General features: G+C 71.1%; 15 protein-coding genes. 12 read left to right on the forward strand and 3 right to left on the reverse strand.

Annotated elements, in window-relative coordinates; genetic code table 11:
- The first annotated feature begins 205 nt into the window (after positions 1-205).
- Both ACSHXN_RS34910 and ACSHXN_RS34915 read left to right on the forward strand, forming a co-directional pair.
- Positions 206-1,018, forward strand: coding sequence for an SAM-dependent methyltransferase (locus tag ACSHXN_RS34910; protein ID WP_366776373.1), 813 nt, complete (start codon positions 206-208; stop codon positions 1,016-1,018).
- Positions 1,015-3,162: a putative bifunctional diguanylate cyclase/phosphodiesterase gene (locus ACSHXN_RS34915; RefSeq protein WP_355802419.1), complete on the forward strand. Its 2,148-nt coding sequence runs from the start codon at positions 1,015-1,017 to the stop codon at positions 3,160-3,162. The genes ACSHXN_RS34910 and ACSHXN_RS34915 overlap by 4 nt, the downstream gene beginning before the upstream one ends.
- 66 nt (positions 3,163-3,228) lie before the next feature.
- Here ACSHXN_RS34915 and ACSHXN_RS34920 read toward each other — a convergent pair whose 3' ends face one another.
- Positions 3,229-3,747, reverse strand: coding sequence for a winged helix-turn-helix transcriptional regulator (locus ACSHXN_RS34920; RefSeq protein ID WP_355137064.1), 519 nt, complete (start codon positions 3,745-3,747; stop codon positions 3,229-3,231).
- A gap of 87 nt (positions 3,748-3,834) precedes the next feature.
- On the opposite strand from ACSHXN_RS34920, the gene ACSHXN_RS34925 reads away from it, so the two are divergent.
- Both ACSHXN_RS34925 and ACSHXN_RS34930 read left to right on the forward strand, forming a co-directional pair.
- Positions 3,835-4,632: an SDR family oxidoreductase gene (locus tag ACSHXN_RS34925; RefSeq protein WP_438304953.1), complete on the forward strand. Its 798-nt coding sequence runs from the start codon at positions 3,835-3,837 to the stop codon at positions 4,630-4,632.
- 25 nt (positions 4,633-4,657) lie between these two features.
- Positions 4,658-5,017 (forward strand): nuclear transport factor 2 family protein, encoded by a 360-nt coding sequence (locus ACSHXN_RS34930; RefSeq protein ID WP_355137060.1) that lies wholly within the window; start codon positions 4,658-4,660, stop codon positions 5,015-5,017.
- Positions 5,018-5,039: 22 nt separating this feature from the next.
- Here the strand turns inward: ACSHXN_RS34930 and ACSHXN_RS34935 are convergent, their stop codons facing one another.
- A complete protein-coding gene (locus tag ACSHXN_RS34935) occupies positions 5,040-5,924 on the reverse strand; it encodes a LysR family transcriptional regulator (protein ID WP_355137058.1) in 885 nt (294 codons plus the stop codon).
- A gap of 120 nt (positions 5,925-6,044) precedes the next feature.
- On the opposite strand from ACSHXN_RS34935, the gene ACSHXN_RS34940 reads away from it, so the two are divergent.
- The 8 genes from ACSHXN_RS34940 to ACSHXN_RS34975 all read left to right on the forward strand — a co-directional run bounded on the left by ACSHXN_RS34940 (position 6,045) and on the right by ACSHXN_RS34975 (position 14,828).
- Positions 6,045-6,716 carry a succinate dehydrogenase gene (locus ACSHXN_RS34940; protein WP_059126841.1) on the forward strand — a complete coding sequence of 224 codons (672 nt, stop codon included), beginning with the start codon at positions 6,045-6,047 and terminating at the stop codon, positions 6,714-6,716.
- Position 6,717: 1 nt separating this feature from the next.
- On the forward strand, positions 6,718-8,676 hold the full coding sequence (locus tag ACSHXN_RS34945; RefSeq protein ID WP_438304955.1) for a fumarate reductase/succinate dehydrogenase flavoprotein subunit: 1,959 nt from the start codon (positions 6,718-6,720) through the stop codon (positions 8,674-8,676).
- Positions 8,673-9,422 (forward strand): succinate dehydrogenase/fumarate reductase iron-sulfur subunit, encoded by a 750-nt coding sequence (locus ACSHXN_RS34950; RefSeq protein WP_355137054.1) that lies wholly within the window; start codon positions 8,673-8,675, stop codon positions 9,420-9,422. Before ACSHXN_RS34945 ends, ACSHXN_RS34950 begins: the two co-directional genes overlap by 4 nt.
- 136 nt (positions 9,423-9,558) lie before the next feature.
- Positions 9,559-10,584, forward strand: coding sequence for a hypothetical protein (locus ACSHXN_RS34955; RefSeq protein ID WP_355802422.1), 1,026 nt, complete (start codon positions 9,559-9,561; stop codon positions 10,582-10,584).
- Positions 10,585-10,764: 180 nt separating this feature from the next.
- Entirely contained in the window at positions 10,765-11,535 is a 771-nt protein-coding gene (locus ACSHXN_RS34960) for a GNAT family N-acetyltransferase (RefSeq protein ID WP_355137050.1), read from the forward strand.
- 116 nt (positions 11,536-11,651) lie between these two features.
- Complete coding sequence (locus ACSHXN_RS34965; RefSeq protein WP_438306521.1) at positions 11,652-12,521, forward strand: lysophospholipid acyltransferase family protein; 870 nt, start codon at positions 11,652-11,654, stop codon at positions 12,519-12,521.
- Positions 12,522-12,638: 117 nt separating this feature from the next.
- Entirely contained in the window at positions 12,639-14,138 is a 1,500-nt protein-coding gene (locus tag ACSHXN_RS34970; RefSeq protein WP_355137046.1) for a metallophosphoesterase family protein, read from the forward strand.
- Positions 14,139-14,354: 216 nt separating this feature from the next.
- Positions 14,355-14,828, forward strand: coding sequence for a nuclear transport factor 2 family protein (locus ACSHXN_RS34975; protein ID WP_355137044.1), 474 nt, complete (start codon positions 14,355-14,357; stop codon positions 14,826-14,828).
- A 49-nt stretch (positions 14,829-14,877) separates the two neighbouring features.
- Here the strand turns inward: ACSHXN_RS34975 and ACSHXN_RS34980 are convergent, their stop codons facing one another.
- Entirely contained in the window at positions 14,878-15,885 is a 1,008-nt protein-coding gene (locus ACSHXN_RS34980; protein WP_356113030.1) for an LLM class flavin-dependent oxidoreductase, read from the reverse strand.
- Between the last annotated feature and the right edge of the window lie 344 nt (positions 15,886-16,229).

Below are 16,229 nucleotides of genomic sequence, written 5' to 3' on the forward strand. Positions count from 1 at the left end.
TCGGCATGTGCGGGGACGGCCGGCGCCGGTGCGCGTGAGGGCTCGACGAGACCCCCGTCCCGCTGCGGCGGGACCACCGGAAACGGCGCGCTGACCGGGAACGGATGGTCAATTTCCGTTTTTGCTCGCTCCGTTGGCGGACGATCAGTAGCCTCTGCTCGAACACCGGATCGGCCACACCGTCGTCTACGCCTTGGAGAGCTGCATGGAGCGCCCCGCCTGGGCCCCGCGAAGCATCGACATCTCCGTGCCGAGCGTGTCCCGCATGTACGACTTCTACCTGGGCGGCTCGCACAACTTCGAGGTCGACCGGGTGGCGGCGCGCAGGGCGATGGAGTTCATGCCGGGCCTCCCCAAGATCATGCAGGCGAACCGGGCGTTCATGCGCCGGGTGGTCCGCTACGCCGTCGAGGAGGGCATCACCCAGTTCCTCGACATCGGCTCGGGAATCCCGACCTTCGGCAACGTCCACGAAGTGGCGCAGCAGGCCCACCCCGGCGCCCACGTCGTGTACGTCGACCACGACCCGGTGGCCGTCGCCCACAGCCAGGCCGTTCTCGAGGGGAACGACGACGCGGACGTCGTCGCGGCCGATCTCCGCAAGCCCGAAGGGATCCTGTCGAGCCCTCAAGTGGAGCGCCTGATCGACCGGAACCGGCCAGTCGCGCTCCTCCTCGTTGCCATACTGCACTTCGTGGAGGACACGGACGACCCGTACAGTGCGGTGGCCGAACTGCGTGACGCGCTCGCGCCGGGCAGCCTGCTCGTCGTCACGCACGCGTCGTACGACGGGATCCCGTTGCCGCAGGAGCGGGCCGAGGGCGCGGTCGACGTGTACAGGAACATCCGCAATCCGCTGATCATGCGCTCGCGCGACGAGATCGCGCGGTTCTTCGAGGGGTACGACATGGTGGAACCCGGGCTGGTGCCGATGCCGAAGTGGCGGCCCGACACGGCATCCGAGGACGAGGATCCGTATTCCTTCGCGGGGTTCGCCGGCGTGGGGCGCTCGGCGTGACCGCCGAGCCGGGGGGACCGGAGGACAGACTGCGCAGGTTCGCGACGATCTGGAGCCGGGCGGTCTTCCCGGTCACCTCCACGTCGCTGACCCGACCCGATTTCGAGGAACTGCTGCTGCCGCTGGCCCGCCGGCTGCGCGACGCGCTGCGGGCCAGGGCCTTCGACGCCGCCGTGGCCAAGGGGATCGGCGCCGCGCTGATCGAGGCGCACTGCACCGACCCGGAAGCGCTCAGCCGCACGCTGGACTGCGCCGACGCGTACCTGGTGCTCTACTGCGGTGATCCGGACGCTCCCGCAGAGGCACAGGAGGCGCTGCGCACCCGCTGCTCGCGGCTGCAGCACGCGATGGCAGCCGGGTTCGCCGAGGCGCTGAGGGAACGGACGCTGGCCGAGCAGGAGACCATCTCGCGGGCCGCCCTCACCGCCCAGGGCGCCGTGGCGCACGCGCTGCACACCAGCGAGGCGCGCTTCCGCGCCGTGTTCGAGGGCGCGGCGATAGGCATCTGCATCTCGGACCTCGACGGCAACGTCCTTCAGGTCAACGGCGCGTTGCTGCGTATGTTCGGCGGGTCCGAGAACCTGGTGCGCGGACGCAACGTCGTGGAGTGGACACACCCCGACGACGCCCCGCAGGTCTGGCGGCTGTACGACGAACTGGTCCGCGGCCAGCGGGAGCACTACCACGTCGAGAAGGCCTTCTACCGGCCCGACGGAACGGTGCTGTGGACCAATCTGACGGTGTCCCTGCTGCGGGACGCGGACGGGCGCCCGCAGTACCAGCTCGCGCTCATGGAGGACACCACCGAGCGGCGCCTGCTGAATCTGCGGCTGCGCTACGAGGCCACGCACGACGCCCTCACCGGACTGCCCAACCGCACCCTGTTCTTCGAGCGTCTGGAGAAGGCGCTCGCGGCGGGCGAGGGGCAGCGGTTCGGCCTGTGCTACCTCGACCTCGACGGCTTCAAGACCATCAACGACAGCCTCGGGCACGCCGCGGGCGACCGGTTGCTGGTCGAGGTGGCCGACCGTCTGCAGTCCTGCACCACCGCGCCCGGGGAGATGGTCGCCCGTCTGGGCGGTGACGAGTTCGTGGCGCTGACCACCGGGCCCGACACCGAGCGCAAGGTCGACGAGCTCGCGGGGCGGATCATGAACGCGCTGGTCACCCCGATCAGCGTCGACGGCCGGGAACTGACCGTGCGCGGCAGCATCGGCATCGTCGAGGGACCGGTGGGCGAGCGCGGTCCGGCCGAGGTGCTGCGCAGCGCCGACATCACCATGTACCGGGCCAAGTCCGCGGGCGGCAACCGCTTCGAGCTGGCCGACCCCGAGGCCGACGCGCGCGCCATCACCCGGCACGGGCTGACCACCGCGCTGCCGACGGCTCTGGACCGCGGTGAGTTCTTCATCGAGTACCAGCCGCTGGTCCACCTCGGCGACGGCACCGTGCACGGTGCCGAGGCGCTGGTGCGCTGGCTGCATCCGCAGCACGGTGTGCTCGGCCCCGACCGGTTCATCCCGCTCGCCGAGCGCACCGGGCTGATCGTGCCGCTGGGGCGCTGGGTCCTCGAAGAGGCGGTGCGGCAGGCCCGTTCCTGGCAGGAGAGACACGACCGGTCGGGTCCGCTGCGCATCAACGTCAACCTGTCCCCGTGCCAGCTCACCCACCCCGGTCTTGTGGCCGACACCGTGGCCATCCTGGAGCAGGCGGGACTCGAACCGGACGCACTCTGCCTGGAGGTGACGGAGTCGGCGCTCATCGGCGCGGACGACAGCCTCCTCAAGCCGCTGCGGCGCCTGGCCGAGATGGGGGTGGACATCGCACTCGACGACTTCGGCACGGGCTATTCCAACCTCGCCAACCTGCGGCGGCTGCCGGTGCGGGTACTGAAGCTCGACCGCTCCTTCACCCAGAGCATGCAGCAGTACCCGGCGGATCCCGTCGACCTCAAGATCGTCGAGGGGATCGTCTCCCTCGCACACAGCCTGGACCTCGCCGTCACGGTCGAGGGCGTGGAGACCGGCGCCCAGGCAGAACAGCTGCGCATCCTCGGCTGTGACACGGCGCAGGGGTGGTACTACGCCCGCCCCGGCCCGCCGGAGCGCCTGCACGAACTGGCGCTGCTGGACGCGACGGGCTGATCCCGGCTCGCCAGGAGACCCGCGGAACGTTCCCGCGGGCACGTCCGGCGTGGCCCGCCCGCCTGCTCAATCGGCGGGCGCAGGCTCCTGCGCCCGGGTCGCGTAGCGGCTGCGCATGACGGGGCTCGCCGCGGGGCCCGCGGCGAAGACATAGGCGTCGCTGTCGTCGAGCCGGCGACCCGTTCTGGCGTCCACGACCACGGGTTCGACCTCCTCGCCGCTGTTCGCGTCGACGAGGATCATGCTGCGCTGCTCGGGAGCGAGGCGGGCGTTGCCCCATGCGGCCAGGGCGACGATCACCGGGCGCAGCGAGCGGCCCAGTTCGGTGAGCACGTACTCGTACCGGACGGGATGGGTCTGGTACGGCCGCCGCTCCAGCAGCCCGTCCGTCACGAGGGTCTTCAGACGCGTGGTGAGCATGCTGGAGGAGATGCCCAGGTTCTCCTCGAACTGGTCGAAGCGGGTGTAGCCGTCGAAGGCGTCGTGGAGGATCAGCAGCGTCCACCACTCGCCGACGTGCTCGACCGTCGTGGACAGCGGGCACTCCCTGTCCTCCAGCCTGATGCGACTTGCCAAGGTGGCCATCTCCCCAGTCACTGCTAAAGTAGAAGTTACTTGGTGCTATTTTAGCAGTAAGTCGCCGGCGGTGGCCTCCCGCCGTCGGATCTCCCCATGGAAGGCTCGTTTGCCATGCCCATCAGCGACTCCCTCGACGGCCGGCGCGCGCTGGTCACCGGTGGTACCAGGGGTACCGGTGCGGCCGTTGCCGAACGCCTCCGGCAGGCCGGGGCCACCGTGCTCGTCACCGCCCGCACCCCCACCGAGGACGTCGAGGAGAAGACGTTCATCGCCGCCGACCTCTCGACCCCCGAGGGCGTCGCGCAGGTCGTCGCGGATGTGAACGCCCGCCTGGACGGAGTCGACATCCTGGTCCACAACCTCGGCGGATCGCAGGCCCCCGCCGGCGGCTTCGCGGCGCTCGGCGAGGACGACTGGGCGCGGGAGCTGAACACCAATCTGCTGGCCGCAGTCCGACTCGACCGCGCACTGCTCCCCGGCATGATCCGGGCCCGCGCGGGTGCGATCGTGCACGTCACCTCGATCCAGCGGCGCATGCCGCTGTGGAACGGCACACTCGCCTACGCGGCCGCAAAGGCCGCGCTCAGCACCTACAGCAAGTGCCTGGCCAACGAGGTCGCGCCGCACGGGGTGCGCGTCAACGCGGTCTCGCCCGGCTTCATCCTGACCGGCGCCGCGGACGACCTGGTCGGGCGTATCGCGAAGGAGGCGGACATCAGCCAGGAGACCGCGCTGGAGCGGCTCATGGACTCCTTGGGCGGCATCCCGCTCGGCCGCCCCAACCGGCCGGAGGAGGTCGCCGAGCTCATCGCCTTCCTGGTCGGCGACCGCGCCTCGTCCATCGTCGGTGCCGAGTACGTCATCGACGGCGGCACCACCCCCACCGTCTGACCCGTCAACCGTTGTGAGGACCCTCATGCCCGACGTCCAGCTCCGTGCCATCGCCCCCGACTCGCTGCCCGAGGTGGTCCTGCGCTACCTCGAGGCCCACCGCGTACGCGACAGCGCCACCGCGATCGCCACGTTCACCGACGACGCCACCGTGATCGACGACGGCGCCACCCACCGGGGGCGCGCCGCCGTCGAGCAGTGGCTCGACCGGGCCGCCTCCGAGTTCACCTACACCACCGAACTCGTCGGTGCCCAGCAGGCGGGCGACGCGCACTATGTCGCGACCCAGCACCTCGAAGGCGACTTCCCCGGCGGCACCGTCGACCTGCACTATCGCTTCACCCTCGGCTCCGGTCTGATCGAGCGGCTCGTCATCGAGCCCTGAGACCGGACGCGACCCGCCCGGCTCACCGCTCCAGCAGCATCCGCTGAAGCTCCCGCGCCGCACGCGGCGGGGCCACGTCGCTGCGGTGGGCCAGGGCGATCGTCCGGTACAGGCCGGGACGGGCCAGCGGGGTCACCCGCAGGCCGCGCCCGCTACGGGTGGCGACCATGCGCGGGACGACGGCGACGCCCAGTCCGGCCCGGACGAAGCCGAGCACCGCGTCCATCTCGCCGCCCTCCACCGCGAAATCCGGCTCGAACCCCTCGGCGCGGCATGCGGCCACCGTCAGCTCCCGCAGGTCGTAGCCGTGCCGGAACATCACCAGGCGCTCGCTCTCCAGATCGGCGACACGGACCGTGCGGCGGCCGCCGCCGGGTCGCGGGGCGTCCGGGGAGGACACCACCACCAGGTCCTCGCGCAGCAGCTCCACCGTGGTCAGCGCGGGGGAGGGGGTGGGCAGGGGCAGCACGACCAGGGCGAGGTCGAGGGCGCCGCGCGCCAGCTGCCGGACCAGGTCGTGGGAGCCGCCCTCCTCGATGAGGAGCTGGATGCCGGGATAGCGGTCGTGGAAGCCGCGCAGCACATCGGGCAGCAGGCCGGTGCACACGCTCGGTGTCGCGCCCAGGCGGACCCGGCCCCGGCGCAGCTGTGCCAGCTCCTGCACCTCGTACCTGGCCGTGTCCGTGTCGGCGAGGATGCGGCGGGCCAGCGGCAGCAGCGCCTCCCCCGCGTCCGTGAGGGTGATGTTGCCGCGGGCCCGCAGGAACAGGTCGGCGCCCAGTTCCCGCTCCAGCGCCTTGATCTGTTGCGACAGCGACGGCTGTGCCACATGGACTAGGTCGGCGGCCCGGGTGAAGTGCCGGGTCTCGGCGACCGCCACGAAGTACTGGAGCTGCTGGAACTGCATACCCCCAGCATAGGGCTTGGCTATCGAAACGAGCCGGACCATGTCTTGGACCGATAAGGACCTTCGGCCCTAGCGTTCCTGAACATGGCTCTGGCAACGCGGACGGACCGACGGACGTCCATGGCGCGCACCGTGTGGGACTCGACCGTCGGCAAGAAGACAGTGATGGCGATCAGCGGCCTGATCATGCTGCTGTACCTGGTCGCCCACATGATCGGCAATCTGAAGATCTACTTCGGGGCGGGCGAGTTCAACCACTACGCCCACTGGCTGCGCACGGTCGGCGAGCCCTTCATGCACTACGGGTGGACGCTGTGGCTGATCCGCGTGGTGCTGGTGGTCGCCGTCGTGGCCCACATCGTCTCCGCGTACCAGCTCAGCCGCCGCGACATCAAGGCGCGTCCCAACAAGTACGTGCACAAGAAGCCGCAGGCCAGCTACGCCACCCGCACGATGCGCTGGGGCGGGATCATCCTCGCCCTGTTCGTCGTCTGGCACCTTCTGGACCTGACGACCGGCACCGTGCACTCCGGCGGCTTCCAGGAAGGCCACCCGTACCAGAACGTCGTGGACACCTTCTCCACCTGGTACGGCAACGTCATCTACATCGTCGCGATGCTCGCCCTCGGCCTGCACATCCGGCACGGCTTCTGGAGCGCGGCCCAGACCCTCGGCGTCGGGAGCCGTACCCGTGACCGTGCCCTGAAGACCACCGCCAATGCCCTAGCGCTGCTGCTCACGGCCGGATTCATCGCCGTTCCCGTGGGCGTCATGACCGGAGTGGTGAGCTGACATGACTGCTTCCGCCGAATACACCGACTACGCGACCGGTGAGCCGGTCGTCGACACCAAGGCGCCCGAGGGCCCGATCAACGAGCGCTGGGACACGCGCCGGTTCGAGGCCAAGCTGGTCAACCCGGCGAACCGGCGCAAGCACCGGATCATCGTCGTCGGAACCGGCCTCGCCGGCGGCTCCGCGGGTGCCACCCTGGCCGAACAGGGCTACCACGTGGTCCAGTTCTGCTACCAGGACTCCCCGCGCCGCGCCCACTCGATCGCCGCGCAGGGCGGTATCAACGCCGCGAAGAACTACCGCAACGACGGCGACTCCGTCCACCGCCTCTTCTACGACACGGTCAAGGGCGGCGACTTCCGGGCCCGCGAGTCCAATGTGCACCGCCTGGCGCAGATCTCCGTCGAGATCATCGACCAGTGCGTGGCGCAGGGCGTCCCGTTCGCCCGCGAATACGGCGGCCTGCTCGACACCCGCTCCTTCGGCGGCGTCCAGGTCTCCCGCACCTTCTACGCCCGCGGCCAGACGGGACAGCAGCTCCTGCTCGGCGCCTACCAGGCGCTCTCCCGGCAGATCGCGGCCGGCAACGTCGAGATGCACCCGCGCAGCGAGATGCTCGACGTGATCGTCATCGACGGCAGGGCACGCGGGATCGTCGCCCGCGACCTGGTCACCGGCAAGATCGACACGTACTTCGCGGACGCCGTCGTGCTGGCCTCCGGCGGTTACGGCAACGTCTTCTACCTGTCGACCAACGCCATGAACTCCAACGCGACCGCCATCTGGCGGGCGCACCGGCGCGGCGCCTACTTCGCCAACCCCTGCTTCACGCAGATCCACCCGACCTGCATCCCGCGCACCGGCGACCACCAGTCCAAGCTCACCCTGATGAGCGAGTCGCTGCGCAACGACGGCCGGATCTGGGTACCGAAGGCCAAGGGCGACACCCGGCCGCCGAACCGGATCCCCGAGGACGAGCGCGACTACTACCTGGAGCGCATCTACCCCTCCTTCGGCAACCTCGTCCCGCGCGACATCGCCTCCCGAGCCGCCAAGAACGTCTGCGACGAGGGCCGCGGTGTCGGGCCCGGCGGCCAGGGCGTGTACCTCGACTTCGCGGACGCGATCAGTCGCATGGGCCGCAAGAAGGTCGAGGAGAAGTACGGCAACCTCTTCGACATGTACGAGCGGATCACCGCGGAGAACCCCTACGAGGTGCCGATGCGGATCTACCCCGCCGTGCACTACACGATGGGCGGCCTGTGGGTCGACTACGACCTGCAGACGACGGTCCCGGGGCTGTTCGCCATCGGCGAGGCCAACTTCTCCGACCACGGAGCGAACCGCCTCGGCGCCTCGGCGCTGATGCAGGGCCTCGCGGACGGCTACTTCGTCCTTCCGTCCACGATCAACGACTACCTCGCCCGCAACCCGCACCAGGACCAGGTGACGGTCGAACACCCCGCCGTGCAGGAGGTGCTGGCCGAGACCGAGGACCGGCTGAACCTGCTCCTGTCCGTCGACGGCGACCGCACCCCCGACTCCTTCCACCGCGAGCTCGGCGAGCTCATGTGGGAGTTCTGCGGCATGGCGCGTACCGATGCGGGTCTGCGCAAGGCCCTCGAGCGCATCCCGCAGATCCGCGAGGAGTTCTGGCGGCGCATCAAGGTCCCGGGCACCGGCGAGGAGTTCAACCAGTCGCTGGAGAAGGCCAACCGCATCGTCGACTACCTGGAGCTCGCCGAGCTGATGTGCCTCGACGCGCTGCATCGCAACGAGTCCTGCGGCGGTCACTTCCGCGAAGAGTCCCAGACCCCCGACGGTGAGGCCGCCCGCAAGGACGACGAGTTCGCCTACGGGGCCGCCTGGGAGTTCACCGGCACCGGCGACGCGCCGGTCCTGCACAAGGAAGACCTGGTCTTCCAGTACGTCCACCCCACCCAGCGGAGCTACGCATGAAGCTCACCCTGCGCGTCTGGCGGCAGCAGAACGCCGACGCCGAAGGCGCCATGTCCACATACGAGGTGGACAAGATCTCGGCCGACATGTCCTTCCTGGAGATGCTCGACACCCTCAACGAGGAGCTCATCCTCAAGGGTGAGGAGCCCGTCGCGTTCGACCACGACTGCCGTGAGGGCATCTGCGGCGCCTGCTCGCTCGTCATCAACGGCGACGCGCACGGCCCCGAGCGCACCACCACCTGCCAGTTGCACATGCGGTCCTTCAAGGACGGCGACACGATCGACATCGAGCCCTGGCGGGCCTCGGCCTTCCCGGTGATCAAGGACCTGGTCGTGGACCGTTCGGCCTTCGACCGGATCATCCAGGCCGGCGGCTACATCTCGGCCCCCACCGGCTCGGCACCCGAGGCCCACGCCGCGCCGGTGCCGAAGGCGGACGCCGACTTCGCCTTCGAGCACGCCGAGTGCATCGGCTGCGGCGCCTGCGTCGCCGCCTGCCCGAACGGCGCGGCGATGCTGTTCACCTCGGCGAAGATCAACCACCTGAACGTGCTGCCGCAGGGCGCACCCGAGCGCGAGACCCGGGTGCTGGACATGGTGGCGCAGATGGACGCGGAGGGCTTCGGCGGCTGCACGCTCACCGGCGAGTGCGCCACGGCCTGCCCGAAGGGCATCCCGCTCGTGTCCATCACCAGCATGAACAAGGAGTGGCTGCGCGCGAGCCGCAAGGCGGGCCGCCGATAGCACACAAGCAGGTCGGCGCTGCTCGGGACGGGGCGGCGCCGACCGTCGACGTTCGCCGTCGGAGTGCGGACGGGCGGGACCGGGGGTGGTGCTCCCCCGGTCCCGTCAGGCATCCCCGCGTCGGTAGTGTTCGCGCATGATCTTCGGACGTCGTGGCAAGGAGCGGCTGCTCGAGGCCGTCGCCGGGTTCGAGGCCGCCGTACGCGGCCGGGACGGTGCTCGGTCGGAGCGCGGAATACGCGAGATGCACCGGCACTTCGCCGATGCGGCGGACCACGAGGTGGCCCAGGCCGGGCCGCGGCTGTCCGCGCTGCTGCCTCAGGTGCCCGTGGAGCCCCGCGGCTTGATCGCCGTGATCGTCGGTGCCTGTGTCGAGCGGGGCGCGCAGGCGCCGCAGTGCGCCCCGGGCGTCTTCGACGGACTCGCCGAGGCACTCGAGGGTGCGGGCGAGTTCTGCGCCCGCTGGGAGGCGACGGGGGGCGGGGACCTGCCCGAGCCGCGGCCCGGTGATCCCGATCCGGTGATCGCCGAGCGGGTCGGACGGGAGGCGGCCGCCGGCTGGTGGACGCTGCCCCAGTGGGAGATGGCGTCCGTTGCGATGCTGAACGACCCGTCGGTGCGCACCGGCCTGGACGACGGCCGCCGCGCGGAGCTGCTTGCGGCCGTGCGGTCGGTACGGGATGCCTCCGGGCACGACTTCAAGTGCCTGGAGTACGCGCTGCTGGTGCTGGACGACGAGCCGCTCGTGGTGCTGCATCGCCCGAGCGGCACCGGCTACGCGCTGCGCATGAGTGGCATCGGCGACAACTTCCAGCTGCACACCCTGCTCGCCGATGTCCTGGTCGGCGGCGGTCATGTGCCCGGACGCGCTCCGTCCGCGCGGGAGGCCGCGGTGTGCCGGGACGCGCCGGGCCAGGTGCCGACGACGGGTGCCTTCAACCTGGTGACGCCCGGTGGGGAGTGGGTGTGGAACGAGGGGACGCCCACCGACATCCCCGTCGTACAGGGGGCCCGGCTGCTGGTCCTCGACCCGCCGCCGTACGAGCGGGGCTGGCCGGCCGGGCGGTTCTTCCCCGGCATGCCGGCAGACGTGGTCCTGGAGCGCGTGATGGCCGAGGAGGAGGCCCGAGGATGGTTCGCGCACTGCGTGGACGCGAGGTGAACAGTACGTCCGGACCCGGCTGCCGTCGGCGGCTGAGCGAGCCGTTCAACTAGCCCACACCCGCTCTCCCTGCTCCGGTTACGCGTAGGTCAGCCGGCATCGGAAGAACAGGGGCGGCAGATCGCATCCCAACGGTCTGCTCGCCGCTTCGCCGAACCGGCCCGTGACCAGGAGAGAGCCATGACCGGCGTTTCCACCCTCGCCAGCCCCCCACAGCCCGTGGCACCGACGCGCTACACCGTCACCCTCGCTCGTGACGAGGCGGACGTGCAGGCCGCCCAGCGGCTGCGCCATGACGTCTTCGCCGGGGAGATGGGTGCCCTCCTGTCCTCCCCGCAGCCGGGTCTCGACGTCGACCCCTTCGACGCGTACTGCGACCACCTGCTGGTCCGTGACACGGTGACCGACGAGGTCGTGGGCACCTACCGCCTGCTGCCGCCGGACCGGGCCGCGGTCGCGGGGCGCCTGTACTCGGAGGGCGAGTTCGACCTCGGCCCGCTGGCCGGTATCCGCTCCGGGCTCGTCGAGGTCGGACGCTCCTGTGTGCACCCGGACCACCGCGACGGCACGGTCATCGGCCTGATCTGGGCCGGGATAGCGCGCTACATGGTCGACGGCGGGCACGAGTGGCTGGCCGGCTGCTGCTCCCTGCCGCTCGCCGACGGCGGTGCGCTCGCCGCCGGCACCTGGGAGCGGGTGCGCACCAAGTACATGGCGCCCGAGGAGTACCGCGTACGGCCGCTGCTGCCCTGGCGCCCCGAGGTCGAGGCTCCGGCCGGGCACACCGAGCTGCCCCCGCTGCTGCGCGGCTACCTCCGCCTGGGCGCCTGGGTCTGCGGGGAGGCCGCTCACGACCCGGAGTTCGGCGTCGCCGACCTGTACGTCCTGCTGTCGATGCGCCGGGTCAACCCGCGCTACCTGCGGCACTTCCTCTCGCTCGTCCCGGCGTGATGAACACGACCCGGACCCGTGTGACGAACGTGTCCCGTACCGTCGTGACCTGGCGCCCGCGCCGCGCCGCACTGCTCGCGGGCCCGGGTGCGACCGCACTCCAGGCCACCGCCACGGTGACCGAGCCGCGGCGCGGGAGCGTCGCGCCCGAGGCGAGCGCACCGACGAGCGCCTGGCTGCCGAGCGCACCCTGCACCCCGAGGGCGTGCGTGGACGCGACCGCCTCGGCGGCGTCCGCACCGCGCGGCCTTCTGCGGCTGGCGGCCGTGCTGGGCGTACTGGTCCCGGGGATCCTCGTGTTCCCGCTGGTCCGCCGCCTGCCCGTGGCATCCCGGGGGCGGATCGTCAGGGCCTGGTGCCGGACCCTCGTGCGGGCGGCCGGCGTCCGGGTACGGCTCACCGGGACGGCCCCGCAGCAAGGCGGTCTGCTGATGGTCGCCAACCACATCTCATGGCTCGACATCCCGCTGCTCGCGGCCGTCCGTCCCGGCCGGATGCTCGCGAAGACCGAGATCCGGCAGTGGCCGGTCGCGGGTGCCCTCACCGCGAGCAGCGGTGCGCTCTTCATCGACCGTGACCGGCTGCGGGCCCTGCCCGAGACGGTCGCCCGGATCGCGGGCGCGATGCGCGCCGGGTCCGCGGTCGTGGTCTTCCCCGAGGGGAGCACCTGGTGCGGCCGGGCACAGGGGCGCTTCCGCCGGGCCGCGTTCCAGGCGGCACTGGACGCCGGCGTCCCCGTCCAGCCGGTGCGACTGCTCTACCGGTTCGACGAGGGCCCGGCCAGCACGGCGCCCGCGTTCGTGGGGAGCGACTCCCTGCTGACGTCGGTGTGGCGCGTCGTCTCGGCGCGCCGGCTCGTCGCGGAGGTGCGGGTCACGCCGGTGCTCGCACCGGACGGGACCGACCGGCGTGCCATGGCCGCCGCCGCGCAGCTGGCCCTCGGGCTGCCGACGGCCGAGCACCCGGATCCGTCGGCGCACTCCTGATGCACCACCACCGGGCCGGGGCGGATGCCCCGGCCCGGCCCCCGGGTCCCGCTGCGCCGCCCCGGAAGGACAACCCCCTTGTCCGGACGTCGTTTTGCGGATTGCTACGGTGCACCGGTGTCCGAATCTTCACGCGATACCGCCGAGGGTGCCGGCTGGGGCGACGCCCGGCCCGGTGAGTACCGCGCACTGATGCCATCTCAGGTCGAGAAGCTCTCCTGGCTCAACCCGAAGACCCTCTGGGCGGCCCGCAACGGCGTGCTGGCCTCGTGGTTCGGGGATCCCACGGGGCAGACCCGGAGCCGGTGGGCGGAGCAGCAGCAGGCTGCGGGCGCTCCCGCCGACAGGGTGATCAGACGCGACGGCCCCGACCGCTTCTCCTTCATGGTCATCGGAGACACGGGTGAGGGGGACGACCCTCAATACGCCGTGGTGCCGGGCTTCCTGAAGGCCGGTCAGGACACCGACTTCGCGGTGCTGGCCAGTGACGTCATATACCCGGTGGGGGCCACCGCCGACTACGGGACGAAGTTCTTCCGTCCCTACCGTGACTACCGGGCCCCGGTCTACGCGATACCCGGCAACCATGACTGGTACGAGGACCTTCAGGGGTTCATGAAGGTCTTCTGCGATGCCGCACCCCTCGCCCCGGCCCCGGCGCCACGCCCGCTGACGGGTGCCTGGCTGCGCTCGCTGCTGTGGCACAGGCCGGGCAGGACGGACGAGCAACGCCTCGACGAGGCACGGAAGTTGCGCTCCGCTCCCACTCAGCAGGCGGTGCAGCCGGGCCCGTACTGGGCGATCGACGCCGGGCGCGTCCGCATCGTCGGGATCGACACGGGTCTGCTCGGCACCCTCGACGCCGAACAGGGCCGCTGGCTGCGGGAGGTCTCACAAGGGCCCCGGCCCAAGATCCTCGTGACCGGTTCGCCGTTGTACGTGGACGGCGAGCACCACCCCTGCCCCATCCAGGGCGGAGGCACGGTCGACGACATCGTCCGTGACCCCGCCCACCACTACGTCGCGGCGATAGGCGGCGACATCCACAACTACCAGCGCTATCCGGTGGACGTGGACGGCCGCACCATCCAGTACGTGGTCTCCGGCGGTGGCGGCGCCTTCATGCACGCCACCCACACCATTCCGCGTGTCTCCGTCGCGAACGTCGGCGAGCAGGACTTCCGCTGCTATCCGCTGCGGGGCGACTCCCTGGCCTTCTACAGCAGGCTCTACGGGCGCCGGCTGCGACTGCGGCGCTTCTTCACCCTCACCGAGGCGGAGGCGACCGCCGTCGTCGCCGAGCGCCTCGGCATTCCCATGACCCGTGCGCAGGGCACACCGGCGCGGGTCACCCGGCGCATCCGGCTCGTCGCCCGTCTGCTGGGCGCCGGTGGCCGCCCGGACCGGACGGCGCGTTTCCGCCTGCCCGTACGCAAGCTCTACACCCGGCTCTTCTCGCCGGGTTCGGCCACCTACAGCCCGCCCTTCTTCAAGAGCTTCCTGCGTATGGACGTCACCGAGGAGGCGGTACGGCTGCGCTGTTTCGCGGCGACGGGGAACCTGCGTCAGGAACTCGACCCGCCCGTCGAGGACGAGGTGATCATCCCGCTGGTGTGACGCGGGAGAGGGTCTGGGCTCCACCGAACCTTTCCGCCGCCCTGCCGAGGCCCCCCGCGCCCACGCGGGGGGCCTCCGTTCGATCCCCCCGCTGTGGTGGCGGGGCCCCTCCGCAGCGCCCTTCGGCGAGGCGCGGTACTCCCGTCTTGCATGAGAATCACCGTTCTCGTACTGTGGTCGCCAGGGGAGAACGAGCGTTCTCTGGACGGAGATGACATGACGACCGATGCACGCCCCCCGTTCCCGCCCTTCACCCGGGAGACGGCCGCGCAGAAGGTGCGCCAGGCCGAGGACGGGTGGAACTCCCGCGACCCGGAGAAGGTCGCCCTCGCCTACTCGGTCGACTCCCGCTGGCGCAACCGTGCCGAATTCATCGACGGCCGGGAGGAGATCGTCGCCTTCCTGACCCGCAAGTGGCGGCGGGAGCTGGAGTACCGCCTCATCAAGGAGCTGTGGGCCTTCGACGGCAACCGCATCGCCGTGCGCTTCGCCTACGAGTCCCACGACGACTCGGGCAACTGGTTCCGTTCCTACGGCAACGAGAACTGGGAGTTCGACGACAACGGCCTGATGCGCAAGCGGTACGCATGCATCAACGACCTTCCCATCAAGGAGTCGGAGCGTCTGTACCACTGGCCGCTCGGACGCCGGCCCGACGACCATCCGGGCCTGAGCGACCTGGGCCTCTGACCGCCCGGCGGCGGGGGCCGCAGACCCGGAGAGGGGAGGCCCGTCCTCCCTACGCCGGCGTCTGCCCGGCGATCCGCGCGAGTCGGCGATAGGAGTCCACCAGCGCCGCACGGTCGTACGTGCTGGTCGTGACGAGCACCTCCTGCGCCCCGGTCTCCTTGAGCAGCCCCTCCAACTCGTCCGCCACCTGGTCCTCGGTGCCCGCGATGTGGCCGACGAGCCCCGCCTCGTAGATGCCGCGCTCCTTGTCCGTCATCGTCAGGGACTCCACGCGCTCGGCCGACGGCAGCGGCGGGAAGGTGCCGCGGGTTCGCGCGTGCGCCATCGACCACGCCTCGGGGAGCAGGATGCGGTGGGCGTCCTGCGGCGTCTGTGCCACCGCGATCGTGCCGGAGACGACGACATACGGCTCGCCCGCCCACACGGAGGGCCGGAAGGTCTCCCGGTAGAGGTCGATACCGCGCAGCATCCGCTCCCGGTTCCTCAGGTCCCCGATGACCATGGGCAGCCCGGCGCGGGCGGCGATCATGGCGCCCTCGCCCATGGCCAGCACGAAGGGCGGCACGGCCAGGCCCTCCGTGGGCCGCGCGTGGACCCCCGTGGCGGAGGTGCCCCGAAACCATCCCAGGAGCTCGTCGAGTTGGCCGGCGAAATCGTCGGCGTCGTCCTTGTCCCGGCCGAGCGCCTTGCGTACCCCGTCGGTGAAGCCGACGGAACGGCCGAGGCCCATGTCGACCCGACCGGGGAAGAGGGCCTCCAGCACGCCGAACTGTTCGGCCACGACGAGCGGCCGGTGGTTGGGCAGCATCACGCCGCCGGTCCCCACCCGGATGGTCCGGGTGGCGGCCGCGACGGCCGCCGCCAGCACCGTGGGTGCGGAGCCGGCCACACCGGGCACTCCGTGGTGCTCGGACACCCAGAACCGGTGGTAGCCGAGCCGCTCCATCTCCTGTGCCAGCCGCACGCTCTCCCGCAGGGCCTCGGTGCCGTCGTGCCCCTCTCGCGTGCGTGAACGGTCGAGCACGGAGAAACGGGTTTCTGCGATCGCTGAACTCACACAACGTTCAACGTCCCGGGCGGCCCGGGATTCCCGGTGGCGGAGCGGCCGCTCGCCGAGGTGTGCGGGCTTGGCTCCGATATATGAGGCGATATGGCGTCACTGCGGGGACGGGTACTCGTCCGGATCGAGACGAAGCCATGTCGGGAGAGCGCTCGCACATCGAGGAGTCCGCGGGCGCGCATCGAGCCGGTCGGCCATGTCCACTACGGCCGGGTGCTGGTCCGCCCCCGGCGGCGCACCGTCCGGCAGTGGCTGCTCCGTGAGTCCGCCGCCCACCCGTCGCGGACCGGCTGATCCGCCGGCCAGGAGGCCCGGGCCGCCTGGCCCACGCCTTCGCGGAA

The sequence above is a fragment of the Streptomyces sp. HUAS TT11 genome (assembly GCF_051553595.1).
Classification (GTDB): domain Bacteria; phylum Actinomycetota; class Actinomycetes; order Streptomycetales; family Streptomycetaceae; genus Streptomyces.

What these genes read in the sequence shown, in the direction of transcription:
- ACSHXN_RS34910 (WP_366776373.1), top strand. Translation starts at nt 206, where the DNA reads ATGGAGCGCCCCGCCTGGGCCCCGCGAAGCATCGACATCTCCGTGCCG.
- ACSHXN_RS34920 (WP_355137064.1), bottom strand. Translation starts at nt 3,747, where the DNA reads ATGGCCACCTTGGCAAGTCGCATCAGGCTGGAGGACAGGGAGTGCCCG.
- ACSHXN_RS34925 (WP_438304953.1), top strand. Translation starts at nt 3,835, where the DNA reads ATGGAAGGCTCGTTTGCCATGCCCATCAGCGACTCCCTCGACGGCCGG.
- ACSHXN_RS34930 (WP_355137060.1), top strand. Translation starts at nt 4,658, where the DNA reads ATGCCCGACGTCCAGCTCCGTGCCATCGCCCCCGACTCGCTGCCCGAG.
- ACSHXN_RS34935 (WP_355137058.1), bottom strand. Translation starts at nt 5,924, where the DNA reads ATGCAGTTCCAGCAGCTCCAGTACTTCGTGGCGGTCGCCGAGACCCGG.
- ACSHXN_RS34940 (WP_059126841.1), top strand. Translation starts at nt 6,045, where the DNA reads ATGGCGCGCACCGTGTGGGACTCGACCGTCGGCAAGAAGACAGTGATG.
- ACSHXN_RS34945 (WP_438304955.1), top strand. Translation starts at nt 6,718, where the DNA reads ATGACTGCTTCCGCCGAATACACCGACTACGCGACCGGTGAGCCGGTC.
- ACSHXN_RS34950 (WP_355137054.1), top strand. Translation starts at nt 8,673, where the DNA reads ATGAAGCTCACCCTGCGCGTCTGGCGGCAGCAGAACGCCGACGCCGAA.
- ACSHXN_RS34955 (WP_355802422.1), top strand. Translation starts at nt 9,559, where the DNA reads ATGATCTTCGGACGTCGTGGCAAGGAGCGGCTGCTCGAGGCCGTCGCC.
- ACSHXN_RS34960 (WP_355137050.1), top strand. Translation starts at nt 10,765, where the DNA reads ATGACCGGCGTTTCCACCCTCGCCAGCCCCCCACAGCCCGTGGCACCG.
- ACSHXN_RS34975 (WP_355137044.1), top strand. Translation starts at nt 14,355, where the DNA reads ATGACGACCGATGCACGCCCCCCGTTCCCGCCCTTCACCCGGGAGACG.